Annotated in this window: 13 protein-coding genes, 1 pseudogene and 1 riboswitch; of the genes and pseudogenes, 11 read left to right on the forward strand and 3 right to left on the reverse strand. The window is 58.3% G+C overall.

From position 1 onward, the window contains the following. The first annotated feature begins 123 nt into the window (after positions 1-123). The 4 genes from MTP40_RS13875 to MTP40_RS13890 all read left to right on the forward strand — a co-directional run bounded on the left by MTP40_RS13875 (position 124) and on the right by MTP40_RS13890 (position 6,585). Complete coding sequence (locus tag MTP40_RS13875; RefSeq protein WP_249259560.1) at positions 124-1,311, forward strand: alanyl-tRNA editing protein; 1,188 nt, start codon at positions 124-126, stop codon at positions 1,309-1,311. 169 nt (positions 1,312-1,480) lie between these two features. After that, on the forward strand, positions 1,481-2,233 hold the full coding sequence (gene trmB / locus MTP40_RS13880; protein ID WP_249259561.1) for a tRNA (guanosine(46)-N7)-methyltransferase TrmB: 753 nt from the start codon (positions 1,481-1,483) through the stop codon (positions 2,231-2,233). Position 2,234: 1 nt separating this feature from the next. Further along, positions 2,235-3,284 carry a putative ABC transporter permease gene (locus MTP40_RS13885; RefSeq protein ID WP_249259562.1) on the forward strand — a complete coding sequence of 350 codons (1,050 nt, stop codon included), beginning with the start codon at positions 2,235-2,237 and terminating at the stop codon, positions 3,282-3,284. A 241-nt stretch (positions 3,285-3,525) separates the two neighbouring features. Next, a riboswitch (cyclic di-GMP riboswitch) is annotated at positions 3,526-3,602 on the forward strand. Positions 3,603-3,855: 253 nt separating this feature from the next. Then, positions 3,856-6,585, forward strand: a complete 2,730-nt coding sequence (locus MTP40_RS13890; RefSeq protein ID WP_256469201.1) for a leucine-rich repeat protein — start codon at positions 3,856-3,858, stop codon at positions 6,583-6,585. Between the two features lie 428 nt (positions 6,586-7,013). Here the strand turns inward: MTP40_RS13890 and MTP40_RS13895 are convergent, their stop codons facing one another. Continuing rightward, positions 7,014-7,934: a nucleotidyltransferase family protein gene (locus MTP40_RS13895; protein WP_207684828.1), complete on the reverse strand. Its 921-nt coding sequence runs from the start codon at positions 7,932-7,934 to the stop codon at positions 7,014-7,016. A gap of 162 nt (positions 7,935-8,096) precedes the next feature. On the opposite strand from MTP40_RS13895, the gene MTP40_RS13900 reads away from it, so the two are divergent. The 7 genes and pseudogenes from MTP40_RS13900 to MTP40_RS14550 form a co-directional block, all read left to right on the forward strand. Beyond that, positions 8,097-8,873 (forward strand): SDR family NAD(P)-dependent oxidoreductase, encoded by a 777-nt coding sequence (locus MTP40_RS13900; protein ID WP_242700924.1) that lies wholly within the window; start codon positions 8,097-8,099, stop codon positions 8,871-8,873. A 68-nt stretch (positions 8,874-8,941) separates the two neighbouring features. Next, positions 8,942-9,577: an RpiB/LacA/LacB family sugar-phosphate isomerase gene (locus tag MTP40_RS13905; RefSeq protein WP_207684830.1), complete on the forward strand. Its 636-nt coding sequence runs from the start codon at positions 8,942-8,944 to the stop codon at positions 9,575-9,577. Between the two features lie 92 nt (positions 9,578-9,669). Further along, positions 9,670-10,080, forward strand: a complete 411-nt coding sequence (locus MTP40_RS13910; protein ID WP_249259564.1) for a DUF1622 domain-containing protein — start codon at positions 9,670-9,672, stop codon at positions 10,078-10,080. Positions 10,081-10,332: 252 nt separating this feature from the next. Further along, the gene (locus tag MTP40_RS13915; RefSeq protein ID WP_249259565.1) at positions 10,333-12,075 is read left to right on the forward strand and encodes an ammonium transporter; all 1,743 of its coding nucleotides are present in this window, start codon (positions 10,333-10,335) and stop codon (positions 12,073-12,075) included. Positions 12,076-12,319: 244 nt separating this feature from the next. Beyond that, positions 12,320-13,600: a chloride channel protein gene (locus MTP40_RS13920; protein ID WP_249259566.1), complete on the forward strand. Its 1,281-nt coding sequence runs from the start codon at positions 12,320-12,322 to the stop codon at positions 13,598-13,600. A gap of 367 nt (positions 13,601-13,967) precedes the next feature. Then, positions 13,968-15,758: a threonine--tRNA ligase gene (gene thrS, locus MTP40_RS13925; protein WP_050762810.1), complete on the forward strand. Its 1,791-nt coding sequence runs from the start codon at positions 13,968-13,970 to the stop codon at positions 15,756-15,758. Continuing rightward, positions 15,727-15,903: pseudogene (locus MTP40_RS14550) on the forward strand (type II toxin-antitoxin system RelB/DinJ family antitoxin); the annotation flags it as partial. The gene thrS and the pseudogene MTP40_RS14550, both read left to right, overlap by 32 nt. Positions 15,904-15,949: 46 nt before the next feature. Here the strand turns inward: MTP40_RS14550 and MTP40_RS13930 are convergent. Continuing rightward, positions 15,950-16,939: a helix-turn-helix domain-containing protein gene (locus MTP40_RS13930; protein ID WP_249259567.1), complete on the reverse strand. Its 990-nt coding sequence runs from the start codon at positions 16,937-16,939 to the stop codon at positions 15,950-15,952. A 198-nt stretch (positions 16,940-17,137) separates the two neighbouring features. Next, positions 17,138-18,199 carry a tryptophan--tRNA ligase gene (gene trpS, locus MTP40_RS13935; RefSeq protein WP_005934814.1) on the reverse strand — a complete coding sequence of 354 codons (1,062 nt, stop codon included), beginning with the start codon at positions 18,197-18,199 and terminating at the stop codon, positions 17,138-17,140. Positions 18,200-18,226 lie beyond the last annotated feature (27 nt).

The raw sequence follows: 18,226 nt of genomic DNA on the forward strand, positions 1-18,226 counted from the left end.
GTAAATCCTTCCTCGTCTCAAACTTTTTGCTGGGGCTTGTCTGTTTTCTATCATAACATAACTGCAGACTATTTTCCACAGGCAAAAAACGTGGTATACTTGTTTTTATATTAGGAGGTGCTTATGCAGCCAACCGAAAAATACTATGAACACGATGCCTACCGCCGGGAAGCGGTGGGGCATATTTTAGCCGCAGAGCCGGACAGCCGGACCGGCGGCGGGCGCATCGCGCTGGACGGCACGGTGTTTTACCCCGAGGGCGGCGGCCAGCCTGCCGACCGGGGCACCCTGACCCTTGCCGACGGCACGGTGCTGACCGTCACCGATGTCCACGAGCAGGCGGGTGTCATCTGGCACATGGTCACTTCCCTGCCCGCCGGGGCGGTGCCCGGGGCCGAAGCGGCACAGGCCATCGACTGGGCATGGCGCTTTGACAAGATGCAGCAGCACACCGGCGAGCACATCCTCTCCGGCATCCTGCACAGCATGTTCGGGGCCGAGAATGTGGGCTTCCACATCGGCTCCGATGCCGTGCGGATGGACACGAACATCCCCATCTCCGCCGAGGGGCTGAAAGCGGCCGAGACTGCCGCCAACCGCATCATCTGGGAGAATGTGCCGGTGAACATCACCTACCCCACCCGGGAGGAGCTGGCCGCCCTGACCTACCGCTCCAAAAAGGAGATCGAGGGGCAGGTGCGGATCGTGACCATCCCCGGGGCGGATGTCTGTGCCTGCTGCGGCACCCACACCGCCTTTACCGGTGCGGTGGGCCAGATCAAGATCCTGGCCGCTGAAAACTATAAGGGCGGTGTGCGCCTGAGCATCGTCTGCGGCGGGCGCGCGCTGGAAGCCGCGCAGGCCATGCGGGCGCGGCAGGCAGAGATCGGTGCCCTGCTCAGCGCCAAGGCCAGCGAGACGGCCAACGCCGTGCACCGGGTGTATGACGAGTACACCGCCCTGAAATTCACCCACTTCGGACTGTGCAGCCAGCTCTTTGACGCGCTGGCCGCGCAGGCAACGCCCGGTGCGGATGCCATCCGCATCGTGCCGGGGCTGGACCCGGACGGCCTGCACCGGCTGGCTAGCCGCCTGAGCGAAGCCACCACCGGCCTGTGCGCGGCCCTGACCCCCAACGAAAAGGGCACCGGCTACTGTATCGCCCAGGCGGGCGGTGATGTCCGTGCCCTGACCAAAGCCCTGAACGCCGCCCTCAATGGCCGCGGCGGCGGCAAACCCGGCATCTGTCAGGGAAGCTGCGCCGCAGAGCCGGAGGAAGTGAAAGAATTTTTGCAGAAGCAAGACCGGTAAGCATCCTCGCCCTCTCCGTCTTTGCTTCGCAAAGCCACCTCTCCCAAAGGGAGAGGCTTTGGCAGTGTGGAAAACCATCCGTTTCTGCCAAAGGCTCCCCCTTTGGGGGAGCTGGCGCGTCAGCGCCTGAGAGGGCGAGCCACGTTAATTTTAAGGAGAACAACAAACTATGAGAATGCGTTTCAAACCCTACGCCCACGATGAGCTGATGGCCGCCGATTTCCACGTCCACGAGCCCCTGATCTGGGGCGGCAAGTGGCACGCACAGTATGCCCGCCCGGAGCAGCCCTTTGTGCTGGAGCTGGGCTGCGGCAAGGGCGGCTTCCTCTCCCAGCTGGCCTGCGCCCACCCGGAGAACAACTATCTGGGCATTGACATCACCGATAAGGTGCTGATCCTTGCCAAGCGCAAGATCGAGGCCGCTTACACCGAGGCAGGCCGCCCCATCGACAACGTGAAGATCATGAGCACCGACATCGAGCGCATCAAGGGCGTGCTCACCGCCGAGGATACCGTCAGCCGCATCTACATCAACTTCTGTAACCCGTGGAGCAAGAACGCTTCCTCCAACAAGCACCGGCTCACCTATCCCCGCCAGCTCATCCAGTACCGCGAATTCCTGAAGGACGGCGGCGAGATCTACTTCAAGACCGATGACGACGACCTGTTCCGCGACAGCCTGGAGTATTTCCCCGCTTCCGGCTACGAGATCACCTGGAAGACCTTTGACCTGCACGAGAACGAGCCGGAGTGGAACATCCGCACCGAGCACGAGGGGATGTTCACCGAAATGGGCATCAGGATCAAGGCCCTGATCGCCAAAAAGCTGCCCGGCGATGAGACCGTGACCTGGATCGAGCCCAAGGTCCTGAAAAAGAGGAAGGCTGCGGAGGAAGCTGCTGCCGCCGCAAAGGAGGCGTAAGATGTCCTTTTTTGTCAACACCATGGTCTGCGGCTTTTCGCTGTATCAGATCCTGGCGTTTTTCCTGATCTACTCCTGCCTGGGCTGGTGTCTGGAGGTCATCTATGCTGCCGTTTCCACCGGCCAGCTGGTGAACCGCGGCTTTCTGAACGGCCCGGTCTGCCCCATCTACGGCTTTGGCATGATCATTGTGCTGTTCACCCTTTCGCCGCTGGTAGACAACCTGTTGCTGCTCTATATCGGCGGCGTGATCCTGCCCAGCGTGCTGGAGCTGGCGGGCGGCTGGGCGCTCTACAAGCTCTACCACACCCGGTGGTGGGATTACAGCGACTTCCCCTTCAACATCGGCGGATATATCTGCCTGGAGTTCTCCCTTTTGTGGGGCGTGGGCACCGTTGTGGTGATGAAGGCCGTTCACCCCGTGATCGCCGGCCTTGTGGAGATGGTCCCCCAGATGGTGGGCTTTGTTCTCATGTGCATCCTGTACGCCTGCTACGCCGCCGATGTGGTGGTGACCGCCTTTGCGGCCTCTGACCTGGCCCGTGAGCTGGATGCCCTGGAAAAGGTGGCCGACAGTATGCACGCCGTGTCCGATGCCATGACCGAGCTGCTGGGTACCACCGCCATGGATGTGGACCAGAAGATGGACGAGAGCCGCCTGCAGCTCAAGCTGGCGGCTGCCGAGGCCCGGGACAATGCCGCCAGGCTGAGCCCCCGGGATGCCGCTGCCGCCCTGCGCGCCAAGGCCGACGAGGCCATGGAGGCCGCACGCAAGTCCTCGCAGGAGGCCCGGCTCAATGCCTCTGAGGCCGCCGCTGCCGTCAAGCTGGCCGCCAAGGGCACCGCAGAGCGCACGGCAGAGCTGCTCCGTCTGGAACAGCTGGCCGAGGAGCTGCAGGCCCGCAGCGAGGAGATGCGCGCCCGCACCCGGAGCTCCAAGTACTTTGGCAAGGGCCGTATGCTCCGCGCTTACCCCAAGCTGCGCCACGGCGAAAAGCACCGCTCTCTGGACGAGCTGCGGGAGCGCCTGAAGTACGAGCGCAGGCACTGACCCTGACCGCTGCAGCAACCCCAAATGCCCCTGACCGGCTTCTTTCGGTCAGGGGCATTTTTCTTGCACTGCATTCTCCATAAAGTCAGGCAGATCTTGTGCTGCCGCAGGATTTTGTTTTCGTTATGTTTTCCACATTGTACGCTCCTTTTTGTATACTCTTCCAAATCTATTTTCGTCATATTGACAAAAAAAAAAATAGAGTATCTTATCCTGTGCAATATGCTATTCCCGCTAAAAACTGAAGAATCGGCAAGCCAGTCGAAAGGCTGCGACGCAAAGCTACAAGGGCCTGTAATATGGCAGCCAGCCGCACGTTATTCTATCCGGGTAAGGTAACATGAAACCTTGCACCTCCTTGTGAAGATGCGTCGGCTTCCCTTCAGGAGAGCGAGCGCGCAGCGGGCCTGCAAGGGTTCAGAGTGTCGTACCAGCCGTTTGGCCGGTGCGGCGCTCTTTTGTTTTGGTTGAAATAGAGAAAGTTTTTGGGAATATCATGGAAAAGGAGTAAAAAATTATGAGACCTAAGCGTTTGATCAGCTTATTGGTTGCGGTCTGCATGATGATCACCATGCTGCCCCTGTCGGCAGTCACGGCATTTGCGGCAGACACGTCATCGTCAACTGTATATGAAGCCACCGTTGACGGTTACAAGTATGCCTATACGGTAAATGCAGACGGTAATGCAACCATCACAGATTTTCTTGGCCCTGTTGCTTCAACAAGCACTGGCTCCTACGACATCACCATACCCGAAAAGTTGGACGACCACCCTGTAACCGGTTTGGGAGAATCTTCATTCTCTGGCACCTATTCACCTGATCATCCGAAAAATAACACTCTGCTCTCATTCTGTAACCAGATTCAATCCGTCACAATTCCAGAAAGCGTCACTTCCATCGGTAAGTCTGCCTTTGAAGATTGCTCCAACTTGGACTCTCTTACCATCAAAGGTGTTGCCACTTCGATAGGAGCCTATGCCTTTGGAAGCTGTACTTCTCTTACATCACTTTCGTTAGTTGGCAGCTTTCAAACGATCGGCGATTACGCCTTTGTAAGCTGTGGCATGACATCTCTTACCATTGATGCCACTATCACATCGATTGAAAAATACGCCTTTTCAAGCAGATCTCTTACATCGCTTTCATTAACGGGCAACGTTCAGAAAATCGGCGATTACGCCTTTTATTCTTGCTCTTCTCTGAAGACCGTCACTCTTCCCAAAAGTCTGACTTCCATCGGAGCGTATGCTTTTGATTCCTGCACCAGCCTGGATTCGATTGAAATTCCCGGAACGGTCACTGAGATCGGTGATTTCGCATTCCACCTCAGTGGGCTTACCTCCGTCAAAATTGACGAAGGTGTGCAGTCAACCGGAGTTCATATGTTTTATGATTGCGATAACCTGGCCACTGTGAACCTCCCTGAAAGCCTGACAACCATTGCCAAGGGTTCCTTTGCGTTTTGCTCCGACTTGAATCATGTTAAGATCCCCGCCCGTGTCACTTGCATTGGGGATGGTGCGTTTTCCCATTGCACCTCACTTTCAGAGATCACCCTGCAAGATGAAGTGAAAACCATCGGTGCGGATGCTTTTTTATCCTGCCAAGAGCTCACCTCGATCACTCTGCCGGACAGTGTGACAGACATTGGCAAGGAGGCTTTTGGGCATTGCTCAAAACTCGAGTCCATCACCATCCCGAAAAATGTAACAACCATTAAATCTGATACCTTTGACTTTTGCTTCAATCTGAAATCCATTACGCTCCCTGCCGGATTGACCTCCTTCCAGGATGATCTGAGCACTTGTACGGCTGGGTATTTCTACGCTACCGATTACAAAAAGGACGAAAATGGCGACCCCATTTATGGCGAAGATGGACAGCCTATCTATATTTACACTCCCAATGGTGCCATCTACTATAACAGCAATAAAACCGATGCAGATAAACTGCTTGCAAACTCTACCAACACCGATCTGAAAAACCGCAATTTTCTTTACCTCTGCAATGTGACCTTTGATGCCAATGGCGGCAACCTGACCGACTCCGCTGAGGTGCCGGTTTATAAGACCGAAAAAATCACTGATACCAAGGCAAACGAACTGACTGCCATCCATGATCCCACCCGTGCGGGTTACAAGTTCACCGGCTGGTACACCACCCCAGATGGCAAGCCCGAAGATGGCAAGTTTGATGTGGACGAAACCGCAATTACAAAGGACATCACCCTCTATGCCGGTTGGGAGTTCGACCCCGATGCTCCGAGCTGCCACCCGCTGACCGTGACCGGCGGCACTGTTACTGTGAAATACGACGGCAGCGATGTGACCAGCAAGTTGAACAGCAGCACTGACGCAACCACCGGCCAAAAGACCTACTCTGTACCGGAAGGCGCAGAAGTGACCGTGACGCTGGACAAGAACACAGCGCCCGAGGGCAAGGTGTTTGACGGTTGGTCTACCTCCCTGCCCACAGGTCAGGACTACAAGGCAGAAAACATCACCTTTACCATGCGCAGTGGTGTGAATGTGTCTGCAACGTACCGTGATGCCGCCGCTGACCACACCCCCGGTACCGCAGCCTGCCACCCGCTGACCGTGACCGGCGGCATTGTTACCGTGAAAAACGGTGACAAGGATGTGACCGATACCCTGACTGTTACTACTGACGAGACCACCGGCAAAAAGACCTACTCTGTACCGGAAGGCGCAACAGTGACCGTGACGCTGGACAAGACCCTGATCCCTGAGGGCATGGTGTTTGACATCTGGTCTACCGGCAAGTTCTCCCTGCCGCTGGGTCAGGACTACAAGGCTGAGAGCATCACCTTTACCATGAACACCATGAGCAGTGATGCGGATATTGCCGCACAGTACCGTGATGCCACCATTGAAGATGATGGGCCCAATGTGCTGGGCACTGCCGCGATCATTGGTACTGCCGCTGTGGGCGGTGCAGTGCTGGGCTATCAGGCCTATTCTCTGGGCACTGAATTTGCAGGCAAGCTGATGGCTCTGCCCTACTTCCCCAGCAACCGCAGCGCCCTTGCCATGATGCTGTGGGAGGATGCAGGCAAGCCCATGCCCGAATCTGAACTGCTCTACCCCGATGTAGGGCAGGAAGAGCAGGATATGGACCTGCAGCATGCCGCCCGCTGGGCCATGGAAAACGAGCTTATCCCTGACCTGAACGATGAGGGCACGGCTCCGGAAGAGATGAAGTTCTTCCCGGCCAATCCCGTAAGCAAGCTCGATGTGCTGAATGCATGGCAGAAGGCACAGGAGCTCAAGAACAACTAACGCCATCCCCGAATATTCCCAAATATACGTAGAAGCGCCTCATCCTTTACCGGATGGGGCGCTTCTGCGTTGTAATGTGTCGAATTTTCTGTTATACTGTACCTGTCGGCCTTCCGACCCATTTGATGTGGGAAGGAGGTGGTAACCATGGAAATGGTAGTCTCATTTATACTGTCCGTCGCAGCGGGTGTGGTCAGCTACTACATCTGCAAGTGGCTTGAGGAACAGTTCAAGGCCGGTAAGCACTAACCCTTAGCAAGCAGGAAGCCCCCTTGGTATTCGCAGTACCGAGGGGGCTTCTTGTTGCTTTGGTGGAACCATGGAATGGTTCCGTAGTCTCATCTACAACTTTAGTATATGCACTCCTGCGCAAAAAGTCAAGAGGGCCGCCACAGATTTTGTTTCGCATCTGCGCCTGTTTCAGCTTATCACGCCCACAGATCCTCGGGGTACAGGCCCTCCTGGGTTTTCTGGGCGATGGCGGCCACCACGGTGGGCTTATCCTCACGGTAGGTCACGCCGTACCACTTATCGGTGCTCTTGAGCACGGTGACTGCCGCCTTGCCCTCATCGATGAGCTCGCTGGCCACGGTGGGCAGGAAATACTCGCATTTGAGGGGGTTCTTGGGCAGATTCTCACGCAGCCAGCCTGCAAAGCGGCGGTCGGCCTCGTCCAGGAAGCTCTTGCCGAAGCCCCACAGGTTCATGCTGACAGGTGCTTCCACCGGCAGGTCATCCGTGCCCTCACCGACAAGAGCGGTGCAGCGGATGCCGCCCTCATAGGTCTCGATGCCGGTGCGCTCGGTCACGCTGTGCAGGGTGCCGTCCGGGTTCACCACGCAGACACCGCGGGAGACGGTGCCGTTCTCGGAGACAGTATTTTTGAGCAGGTAGCTCACCATGCAGTAATCGTAAACTGCGCCGTCCTGATGGGTGGACAGATACTCATAGATGACCTTGAAGGCCTCGGGGCCGTAGTAGTCGTCCGCGTTGATGACAGCGAAGGGCCCATCAATGAGGTCTTTTGCGGCCAGCACGGCGTGGCAGGTGCCCCAGGGCTTGACACGGCCCTCGGGGATGGTGAAGCCTGCGGGCAGCTCATCCAGCTGCTGGAAAGCGTATTTCACGTTCATGCCCTGAGAGACGCGGTCACCGATGGCGGCTTTGAAGGCATCCTCGATCTCGTGCTTGATGACAAAGATCACAGTCTCAAAGCCTGCGCGGTGGGCATCGTACAGGGAGTACTCCACAATGGGCTGACCCTTGGGGCCCACCGGGTCGATCTGCTTCATGCCGCCGTAACGGCTGCCCATGCCGGCAGCCATGACCACCAATACCGGTTTGTTCATTTTTCTTTCCTCCTGCGTCAGTGCGCTGTTCTTTGAGTCTATTATACTCCAAAATTTCCCGGGCAACAAGGGATAGCTTTTTCTTGAATTTTTGCATGGATTCTCACCCACTGCCGTGATAGAATAGAGGCAATGGAGTTTCCGCAGAAAAGGAGAATGCTTATGTCAACCAAAACTGTCTGGATCACCGGCGCTTCTTCCGGCATCGGGCGGGAGTTTGCCCGCCGCTATGCCCGGCTGGGCTTCCGGCTCATTCTGACCGCCCGCCGCCGCGACCGGCTGGAGACCCTTGCCGCCGAGCTCCGGGCGAAACACGGCACCCTCTGCCGCATCGTACCCGCCGACCTTGAGCAGGATGCGCAGGTCACCGCCCTGTGCGAAGCACTGGCAGACGAACGCATCGACCTGTTCATCAACAACGCAGGCTTTGGTGCCTGCGGTGCCTTTTCCGAAACAGACGAGGGCAAGGAGCTTTCCATGCTGCGGGTGAACGTGCTGGCCATGCACCGGCTGTTCAAGTTCACCCTGCGCAAGATGGAAGCACAGGGCTATGGCACCATCCTGAACGTGGCATCCTCGGCGGGCCTGCTGCCGGGCGGGCCCTATATGGCGGGCTACTACGCCTCCAAGGCATACGTTGTCAGCCTGACCCGCGGCGTGGCTGAGGAGCTGCGGGAGCAGCACAGCCCGGTCTATGTCTGTGCCCTCTGCCCCGGCCCCGTGGACACCGAGTTCAACGACCGTGCCGACGTGGTATTCGCCCTTAAGGGCATCACCCCGGAGCTCTGCGTGGAGGAGGCCATGCGCGGGATGCTCCGCCGCAAGACCATCATCGTGCCCAGCACCCTGATGCGCCTTGCCACCACGGCCCAGAAGCTCGTTCCCACGCCCCTGCTCATGCCCATCGTGGCACGCCAGCAGAAAAAGAAGCTGGGCTGATGGCCGCTTGACAGCGCACCGCCGCTCATGTATCTTAGAGGTATCCGAAAAAACAGGAGGAATGTTCCATGAAAATTGCACTCATCAACGAAAACAGTCAGGCCGCCAAGAACGGCATCATTGAAACCGCCCTGAAAAAGGTGGTGGAACCCATGGGCCACGAGGTGGTCAACTACGGCATGTACACCGCCGAGGATGCCGCCCAGCTGACCTATGTTCAGTGCGGCATTCTGGCCGCCATCCTGCTGAACAGCGGCGCGGCCGACTACGTCATCACCGGCTGCGGCACCGGCGAGGGTGCCATGCTGGCCCTGAACAGCTTCCCCGGCGTGATCTGCGGCCATGTGGAGGACCCCGTGGACGCTTACACCTTTGCCCACGTCAACGACGGCAACGCCGTTTCCATGCCCTTTGCCAAGGGCTTTGGCTGGGGCGGCGAGCTGAACCTCGAGTACTGCTTCGAGAAGCTGTTCGGCTTTGGCCACGGTCAGGGCTACCCCAAGGAGCGCGTTGTGCCTGAGATGCGGAACAAGGCCATTCTGGATGATGTGCGCGCTGCCACCTTCAAGCCCCTGATCGAGTGCCTGCAGAGCATCGACCAGGACCTGCTCAAGGGAGCCATTGCAGGCGAAAAGTTCAGTGAGCTGTTCTTCGCCTCCTGCAAAGATGAGCAGCTGGCCGCCTACATCAAGACCCTGCTGTAAGCAGAAGCGGCAGGATATACGAATCTTATCCAAACACATCCTGCTCACCCTGAAAAGGGCGGTTTATGATACGAAACACGAGGAAGTCTAATATGGCATGGTTGTACCATTTCAATCAGATCGTCACCCACGGCATGGAGGGGTTTCTGGAGACAGCGGTGCCGATGATCTCCGGGCTGGCTGAGATCATCGGCCTGTTCATCATCGTCACCAGCCTTGTCAAGGCCACCTACCACTATGTGCGGGCCACCTTTTTCCATGGCCAGCACGATTTCCTCCACGAGATGTCCAGCGGCCTGACCACGGCGCTGGAGTTCCTGATGTCGGCGGAGATCGCCAAGACTTTCCTGCTGCAGAATCTGGAATCGGTGGTGCCGCTGGCGGCCACCTTTGCCCTGCGGGCCATGATGAGCCTGATGCTCCACTGGGAGATGGAGGGCGGGCACCGCTCCGGCCGCAAAAAGGAAGAAACGCCCGCCGGTGAGGCCAAGAGAAAAGAATGACTTTTAAAGTTTCCCTCTTTTTTCTCGGTTCTGGGTTGTGTAAAACGTAAAAATCGCACCCCGGCTCTTGACAGTTTTGCACAAAGGGGCTATACTCGTGCCATCGAAAGCAAAGGCGCTGACGGAAGTGATTCCGCCAGCGCCTTTTGTGTTTTCGCTGGATATTGCTCGGGAGGAATAGAGGGCCTCCTGAACAAGGCTCCCGCGCACATTCGGTGCGGGGAGCGCATTACAAACCGGGGAGGTATTATAATGTTCAGTTCCATAAACACCTGTTGGGTGCTGGTTGCGGCGTTCCTGGTCTACTTTATGCAGGCCGGTTTCGCGCTGTGTGAGGCGGGCTTTACCCGCGCCAAAAACACCGGCAACATCCTGATGAAAAACATGATGGACTTCTGCATCGGCACACCGTGCTACTGGGTCATCGGCTTCGGCCTGATGTTCGGCGGCACAAGCGCGCTGATCGGCGGGTTCGATCCGTTCATTCAGGGCGATTACAGCCACCTGGGGCTTGATATCCCGCTGTGGGTGTACATCGTGTTCCAGACTGTGTTCTGTGCCACGGCAGCCACCATCGTGTCCGGCTCCATGGCCGAGCGCACCAACTTCAAGGCTTACTGCGTTTACTCCGCTGCCATCTCGCTGGTGGTCTACCCCATCTGCGGCCACTGGATGTGGGGCGGCGGCTGGCTGCAGAGCATGGGCTTCCATGATTTTGCCGGTTCCGCAGCCGTTCACAATGTGGGCGGCGTGATCGCCCTGCTGGGTGCCGCAATGCTCGGCCCCCGCATCGGCAAGTACGACAAAGACGGCAATCCCCACGCCATTCCCGGCCACAACCTGACCGCCGGTGCGCTGGGCGTGTTCATCCTGTGGTTCTGCTGGTTCGGCTTCAACGGCGGCTCTTCCCTGAGCCTTGCCACCGATGAGGCCATGACCCTGACGGGCCTTGTCTGCTTCAACACCAACCTGGCCGCTGCCGTTGCCACCTGCGTGACCATGATCTTCACCTGGCTGCGCTACGGCAAGCCCGATGTCTCCATGACCCTGAACGGCTCTCTGGCCGGTCTGGTCGCCATCACCGCAGGCTGCGACGCTGTCTCTCCCTTCGGTGCCTTCCTCATCGGCTTCGTGGCCGGTATCCTCGTGGTCCTGAGCGTTGAGTTCTTTGATAAGATCGCAAAGATCGATGACCCCGTGGGCGCTGTCTCCGTTCACTTTGCAAACGGCGTGTGGGGCACCATTGCTGTGGGCCTGTTCTCCAACGGCGGCGACGGCGTGGGCAAGGGCCTGTTCTACGGCGGCGGCTTTGCACAGCTGGGCACCCAGCTGCTGGGCCTTATCACCGTTGATGTGTACGTTGTGGTCGTGATGTTCATCGTCTTCAAGATCATCGACAAAACCATCGGCCTGCGCGTCCCTGCTGAGGTGGAGATCGACGGCCTGGATATCCACGAGCACGGCCTGACTTCTGCTTACGCCGGTTTCTCCATCTCCGATGCCAACGCCGCTGCCATGGTGCCCAACGAGAACACCGATCTGGGCGAGGATGATGCCTCCAAGGCAAGCGCCGTGCAGATGAACGCTGCCGTGCCTGTGGTCAAGGAGCCTGCCGTCATCCACGATGGCATCTACGACACCGGGATGCACAAGGTGTCCATCATTGCAAAGCTCTCCAAGTTCGATCAGCTCAAGACCGCGCTGAACGATCTGGGTGTGACCGGCATGACCGTGACCCAGGTGATGGGCTGCGGCATCCAGAAGGGCACCACCGAGAAATACCGCGGCGTGCCTGTGGACAGCACCCTGCTGCCCAAGATCAAGGTCGAGGTCATCGTTTCCAAGATCAGCGTGGACGCTGTGGTGGATGCCGCCAAGAAGGCCCTGTACACCGGCCACATCGGCGATGGCAAGATCTTTGTCTACAACGTGACCCGCGTGGTCAAGATCCGCACCGGCGAAGAGGACTTTGCCGCCCTGCAGGATGTGGAGTAACGCTCCGCACAATTTCAACCGCTGTCCCGCTTTGAAAGCGTGACGATATTTGTTCTCCTTGTTCTCCTTTTCCTTTTTCTGAAATCCATTTGGCAGAACCCCTGCTTCCTCCGCACAAGGAAGCAGGGGTTTGTCGTTGTCATCACGATGTGAGCCCCCCTGCAATGGTTCCGGGTTGACATCCCTGTGCGGGCGTGTTATTTTGAAGTGTAAAATTTTCAGTTTTTTTGTATCAGGAGTTTCTATGAGCAACTTGAATGATTTTAACCGCGAGGCCAAAGCCGCCCTGTGGGTGGTCCTGCAATGGCTGCTGCTGGCCGTGCCCACGGGTCTGGTCTGCGGCGCAGTCGGCACAGCGTTCCACCTGAGCGTGGAGTACGTCACCGAGCTGCGGGCCGCGCAGAGCTGGCTGCTGCTCTGCCTGCCGCTGGCGGGCCTTGCCATCGTGGCACTCTACAAGGTCACAAAGTGCGAAGGCGTGGGCACCAATAACGTCATCCGCGCCGTGCAGAGCGGCGAGCCGGTCAGCCCGCTGCTGGTGCCCGCCATCTTTCTGGGCACGGTGCTCACCCACCTGTGCGGCGGTTCTGCCGGCCGCGAGGGTGCCGCTTTGCAGATGGGCGGCAGCATCGGCTGGAACGTGGGCAAACTGCTCCACCTGAGCGATTACGTCCGCCGCACCGCCACCATCAGCGGGATGGCCGCGTTCTTCTCCGCCCTGTTCGGCACCCCGCTGACCGCTGCCCTCTTCGCCATGATGGTGGAGGACGTGGGGCTGACGTTCACTTCGGCCTTTATGCCCGCGTTCACGTCGGCACTCATTGCTTACGGCGTATCCCTGTTCTTCGGGATCGCCCCGACCAATTTTGTGCTCAATTCCATCCCGCACCTGACGCTGGAAACCGCGCTTCAGACCGCCCTGCTGGGCATTGCCTGTGCCGCCGTGACCCGGCTGTTCTGCTGGACGCTTCACACCCTGGAACACGGGATCCCCAAACGGATCCCGAATCCCTGGCTCCGGGCTTTTGCAGGCGGTGCAGCCGTGGTAGCGTTCTCGTATCTGTTCGGTGTCGGGCGGTACAACGGGGCCGGAATGGCCGTCATTGCCGATGCCGTGGAGCAGGGCACTGCCCTGCCCTGGGATTTTGCCTGCAAGATTTTCCTGACCGCCCTGACCCTGGCAGTAGGCTTCAAAGGCGGCGAGGTGGTCCCAAGTTTCTACATCGGGGCGACCTTTGGCTGCATCGCCGGGCCATGGCTGGGCCTGCCCGCCGGGTTTGCCGGTGCCATCGGTCTGGTCTGCGTGTTCTGCGGAGCCACAAACGCCCTGATCCCCTCCATCCTGCTGGGATTCGAGCTGTTTGGCGGGCAGGGGCTGGAGCTTATTGCGCTGGGCTGCGGCGTATGCTACATGCTCTCGGGCCACCACGGCCTCTACAGCAGCCAGACCTTTGTCACCAACAAGCTGCGGCCGGAGTACGCCTCCCACAAGTGGCGGGTCAAGCTGAAGAAAAAAGAAGAATGATTTTTCGCAGATTTTCGCCGCGGAGAGCTTGATTTTTTGCCGCTATCGTGCTACAATCAGCGTAGTTTCATCCTGACCAAAGCGATGATGCGGACAAACCGAAGCTCGTTCCCCATGACGCAGAGAGGGCTGCCCCGGATACCGGGTGCTGCGAGCAGCCTGCCGTGCACCGGGCTTCTACCACCGCAGAGCGCAGAGGAGAACCTCTGCCGGGTGCGCCCGTTACAGCACAGCGAGTGGCGTGTTCTCAAGGGCACGCAATTCGGGTGGAACCGTGGAACGCGTGAAATCTTCAGGCGCTTCATCCCGTAAATTTGAGCGGGATGGAGCGCTTTTTGTTTTAACTTTCATCAAAAGGAGAACCACTATGAAGATCATCTACAAAGACGGCCATGTGGACGAGTGCCCGCAGGACCAGGAACTGCATGTTATCCGCCACACCGCTGCTCACATCATGGCGCAGGCTATCAAGCGCCTGTACCCCGAGGCTGACTTTGCCTTTGGCCCTGCCACCGAGAACGGCTTCTACTACGATGTCGATCTGGGCGACACCAAGCTCACCGATGACGATCTGGCCAACATCGAAAAAGAGATGCGCAAGATCTGCAAGGAAAATCTGGCCATCAAGCCCTTCATCCTGCCCCGTGACGAGGCTGTGAAGCTGATGGAGGAGCGCCAGGAGCACTACAAGATCGAGCACATGGCTGATCTGGCCGACGAGACCGAGTTCAGCTTCTTCCAGCAGGGCGAGTACGTTGACATGTGCATCGGACCCCACCTGACCTACACCAAGGCGCTGAAGGCCTTCAAGATCACCCAGCAGTCCGGCGCATACTGGAAGAACGACAAGGAAAACAAGATGCTGACCCGTATCAACGGTGTGGCATTCCACAACCAGGAAGAGCTGGAAGCCTGGGAGAAGGAGCAGCAGGAGGCCCGTGAGCGCGATCACCGCAAGATCGGCAAAGAGATGGGCCTGTTTATGACCGACGACCTGGTGGGCCGCGGCCTGCCCATGTTCCTGCCCGCAGGCTACACCGTCTGGCAGGAGCTGGAGAACTATATCAAGGAGAAGGAGCGTGCACGCGGCTACCTGCACGTGATGACCCCCTGCATCGGCACCGTGAACCTGTACAAGACCTCCGGCCACTGGGATCACTACCGCGAGAACATGTTCCCCGCCATGGAGATGGAGGGTGAAAGCTACGTCCTGCGCCCGATGAACTGCCCCCACCACATGATGATCTACGCAAATCGTCCCCACTCTTACCGTGACCTGCCCATGCGCATCGGTGAGATCGCACACGATTTCCGCTACGAGTCCTCCGGCACCCTGAAGGGCATTGAGCGCGGCCGCCACTTCTGCCAGAACGATGCCCACCTGTTCTGCACCCCGGAGCAGATCAAGAGCGAGGTCGCCGATGTCTGCAACCTGATCTTCGAGACCTACAAGGACTTCAAGATCACCGATTACCGCTGCGTTCTGTCCCTGCGTGACCCCGCCGACAAGAAGAAGTACCACGACGACGATGCCATGTGGAACCACGCCGAAAACGCTCTGCGCGAGGTGCTGACCGAGCTGGGCATCCACTTCACCGAAGAGATCGGCGAGGCCGCCTTCTACGGCCCCAAGCTGGATGTGAACGTCAAGCCCGCCGTGGGTGCTGAGTACACCCTGTCCACCTGCCAGCTGGACTTCTGCCTGCCCGCAAAGTTCCACCTGACCTATGTGGACAAGGACGGCTCCGAAAAGACCCCTGTTGTCCTGCACCGTGCAATCCTGGGCTCTCTGGACCGCTTCATGGCCTACCTGATCGAGGAGACCAAGGGCAAGTTCCCCACCTGGCTGGCACCGGTTCAGGTCAAGGTCCTGCCCGTTTCCGAAAAGACCCTCGAGTATGCGGAGAGCATCACCGAGAAGCTGGTGGAGGCCGGTGTCCGCGTGGCTCTGGACGACGACAACCAGAAGATCGGCTACAAGATCCGTGCCGCACAGCAGGTGGACCGTGTGCCCTACATGCTGGTTCTGGGTGCAAAGGAAGCCGAGGCTGGCAACCTCTCTGTCCGTGACCGCAAGGGCGAGACCACCACGATGGAAGTGGATGAATTCATCGCAAAGGTCACCGAGGAGATCAAGACCCGCAGCTACAATACCTGATATTGTAAAAATAGAGCTGCAAAGTGAAGAGCATCCAAACGAAGAAACCATTGCTGCCATGATGGAAGCCGAGCGCATTGCGCGAGACCCCAATGTAAAGCATTATACGGATTTGGATGAACTATTTGCAGATTTGAAACGTTAAATGAACAGCGCCGCTTTCCCATGACCGGGAGAGCGGCGCTGTTCGTTTACTGATTTTTTCGGTCTGCCCACGCACGGACGGCGGAGTAGAGGGCGGCGAAGACAAGCCCGGCCACGGCCCAGATGATCCAGCTCTTTTCCCAGTTGTTGTTCCAGAAGCTGACAGCGAGGTACACCGCCGTTACAAGACACCAGTAGGCCCCGGCAAACCAACCGACGCGGCGGTTCGTCCACTTTTCGCGGACGGTGTATTCCCCCGTTTGCAGCAGCTTATCAAAGCTGCCCTGGGTCATCCCGGCCCGGATGAACAACTGTACTGCACCGGCCACAATGGCCAGCAGCAGGCCGACTGCGGCAGCGACCCAGAAGTCTGGTACTCCCAGCATGGCCGTACCCAGGATCGGCACCACGGCCAGCACACAGAGCACCACGCCCTGGGTCATGCTGCGGCGGTAGGTGGGCGCATACTCCTGTTTCTGCCGCTCCACGATGCCCTCCACACCATAGGCAAGGGCGATCTGCTCTTTTTCCAGATATTCAAACGCTTCCAGCCGGATGGCGGCGGGCAGGATGAGCAGCAGCCCCAGCGCGACGAAGAGCAGCAGGAAGATGACACCGAGCCCTGTCATCCGCTCTTCGCTGGGTGTACCATCGCTCCATGCGCCCAGAACAAGCAGCGTGATGGGGCTGAGGATGCACAAGCTCACACCCGCCGCCATCTTCCCATGCACGGCCTGCACCGTGCTGAGATATGCGTTTGCCTCGTCAAATGAGACGGTGCGGCAGGGTTCCGTCACCCGCTCTTCCTTCGGCAGCGGGGCCGTGGCATCGGGCTGTTCCAGCTCATCTTTTAATAAGTAGTCGGTGCTCACTTCAAACAGAGCACTCAGCTTCAGTATTTTATCCAAGTCGGGGATGGACATTCCGCCCTCCCACTTCGAGACCGCCTGGCGCGAGACATTCAGCTGATTGGCCAGTTCCTCCTGGCTCCATCCATTCTGGCGGCGGAGAAGGGCAATTTTTTCTGCTAAGATCATAGTGTTCTCTTTTCTGCCGCAGGGCGGCGTATCAATGGATTCCGGCGGACGTCCTCTATGCTGTTATCATAGCAGATTTTCCAGTTGACAACCACCAATTGCGGCTTGAAATTTGTCAACCAGCGGTTGCAGCCACGCAAAAACCGCCTGCACCCAGCATAATCGCATGGGCACAGGCGGTTTTGTTTCTACCATTTGTTACTTCAGCAGGTTATTATCCGCGAAGTAGTCAATGCGCATGGCTTTGCGGACATTGGCCAGGGTGGCGGCAGCGGTCTTTTCGGCCACGGCGCTGCCTTCCTTCAGGATCTCCACGACCTCGGGCAGGCGCTGCTCCCACTCCTTGCGGCGGTTGCGGATGGGCTCCAGCTCGGCCTGCATGACGGCGTTGAGGAACTTCTTGATCTTCACGTCGCCCAGACCGCCACGCTGATAGTGGGCCTTGAGCTCATCGAGGTTCTGGTACTCCGGCAGGAACTCGGCAAAGTGCTCGGGGCGGCTGAAAGCGTCCAGATAGATGAACACGGGGTTGCCCTCCACCTTGCCGGGGTCCTGCACCCGCAGGTGGTTGGGGTCGGTGTACATGGACATGATCTTCTTCTTAATGTCCTCGGGCTCATCCGACAGGTAGATGCAGTTGCCCAGGCTCTTGCTCATCTTGGCCTTGCCATCGATGCCGGGCAGGCGCAGGCAGGCGGCATTCTGGGGCAGCATGATCTCAGGCATGGTCAGGGTCTCGCCGTAGACGGCGTTGAACTTGTGCACGATCTCGCGGCACTGCTCCAGCATGGGCATCTGATCCTCACCGGCCGGCACAGTGGTGGCACCGAATGCCGTGATATCCGCTGCCTGGCTGATGGGGTAGGTGAAGAAGCCCACCGGGATGCTGGTCTCGAAGTTCCGCATCTGGATCTCGCTCTTCACGGTGGGGTTGCGCTGCAGGCGGCTCACCGTGACCAGATTCATATAATAGAAGCTCAGCTCTGTCAGCTGAGGCACCATGGACTGGATGAAGATGTGGACCTTGTTGGGGTCCAGACCGCAGGCCAGATAGTCCAGTGCCACCTGCAGGATGTTCTGGCGGACCTTCTCCGGGTTATCGGCGTTGTCCGTCAGGGCCTGCGCGTCAGCGATCATAATATAGATCTCGTCGAACTTGCCGGTGTTCTGCAGGCGCACGCGCTCCTTTAAAGAGCCAACGTAGTGGCCAACATGCAGGCGGCCCGTGGGACGGTCGCCGGTCAGAATGATCTGTTTCATTGTGATTTCTCCTTTTCAGGCAGCTCA

It is taken from the genome of Faecalibacterium sp. IP-3-29 (assembly GCF_023347335.1).
In the GTDB taxonomy this organism is placed as follows: Bacteria; Bacillota; Clostridia; order Oscillospirales; family Ruminococcaceae; genus Faecalibacterium; species Faecalibacterium duncaniae.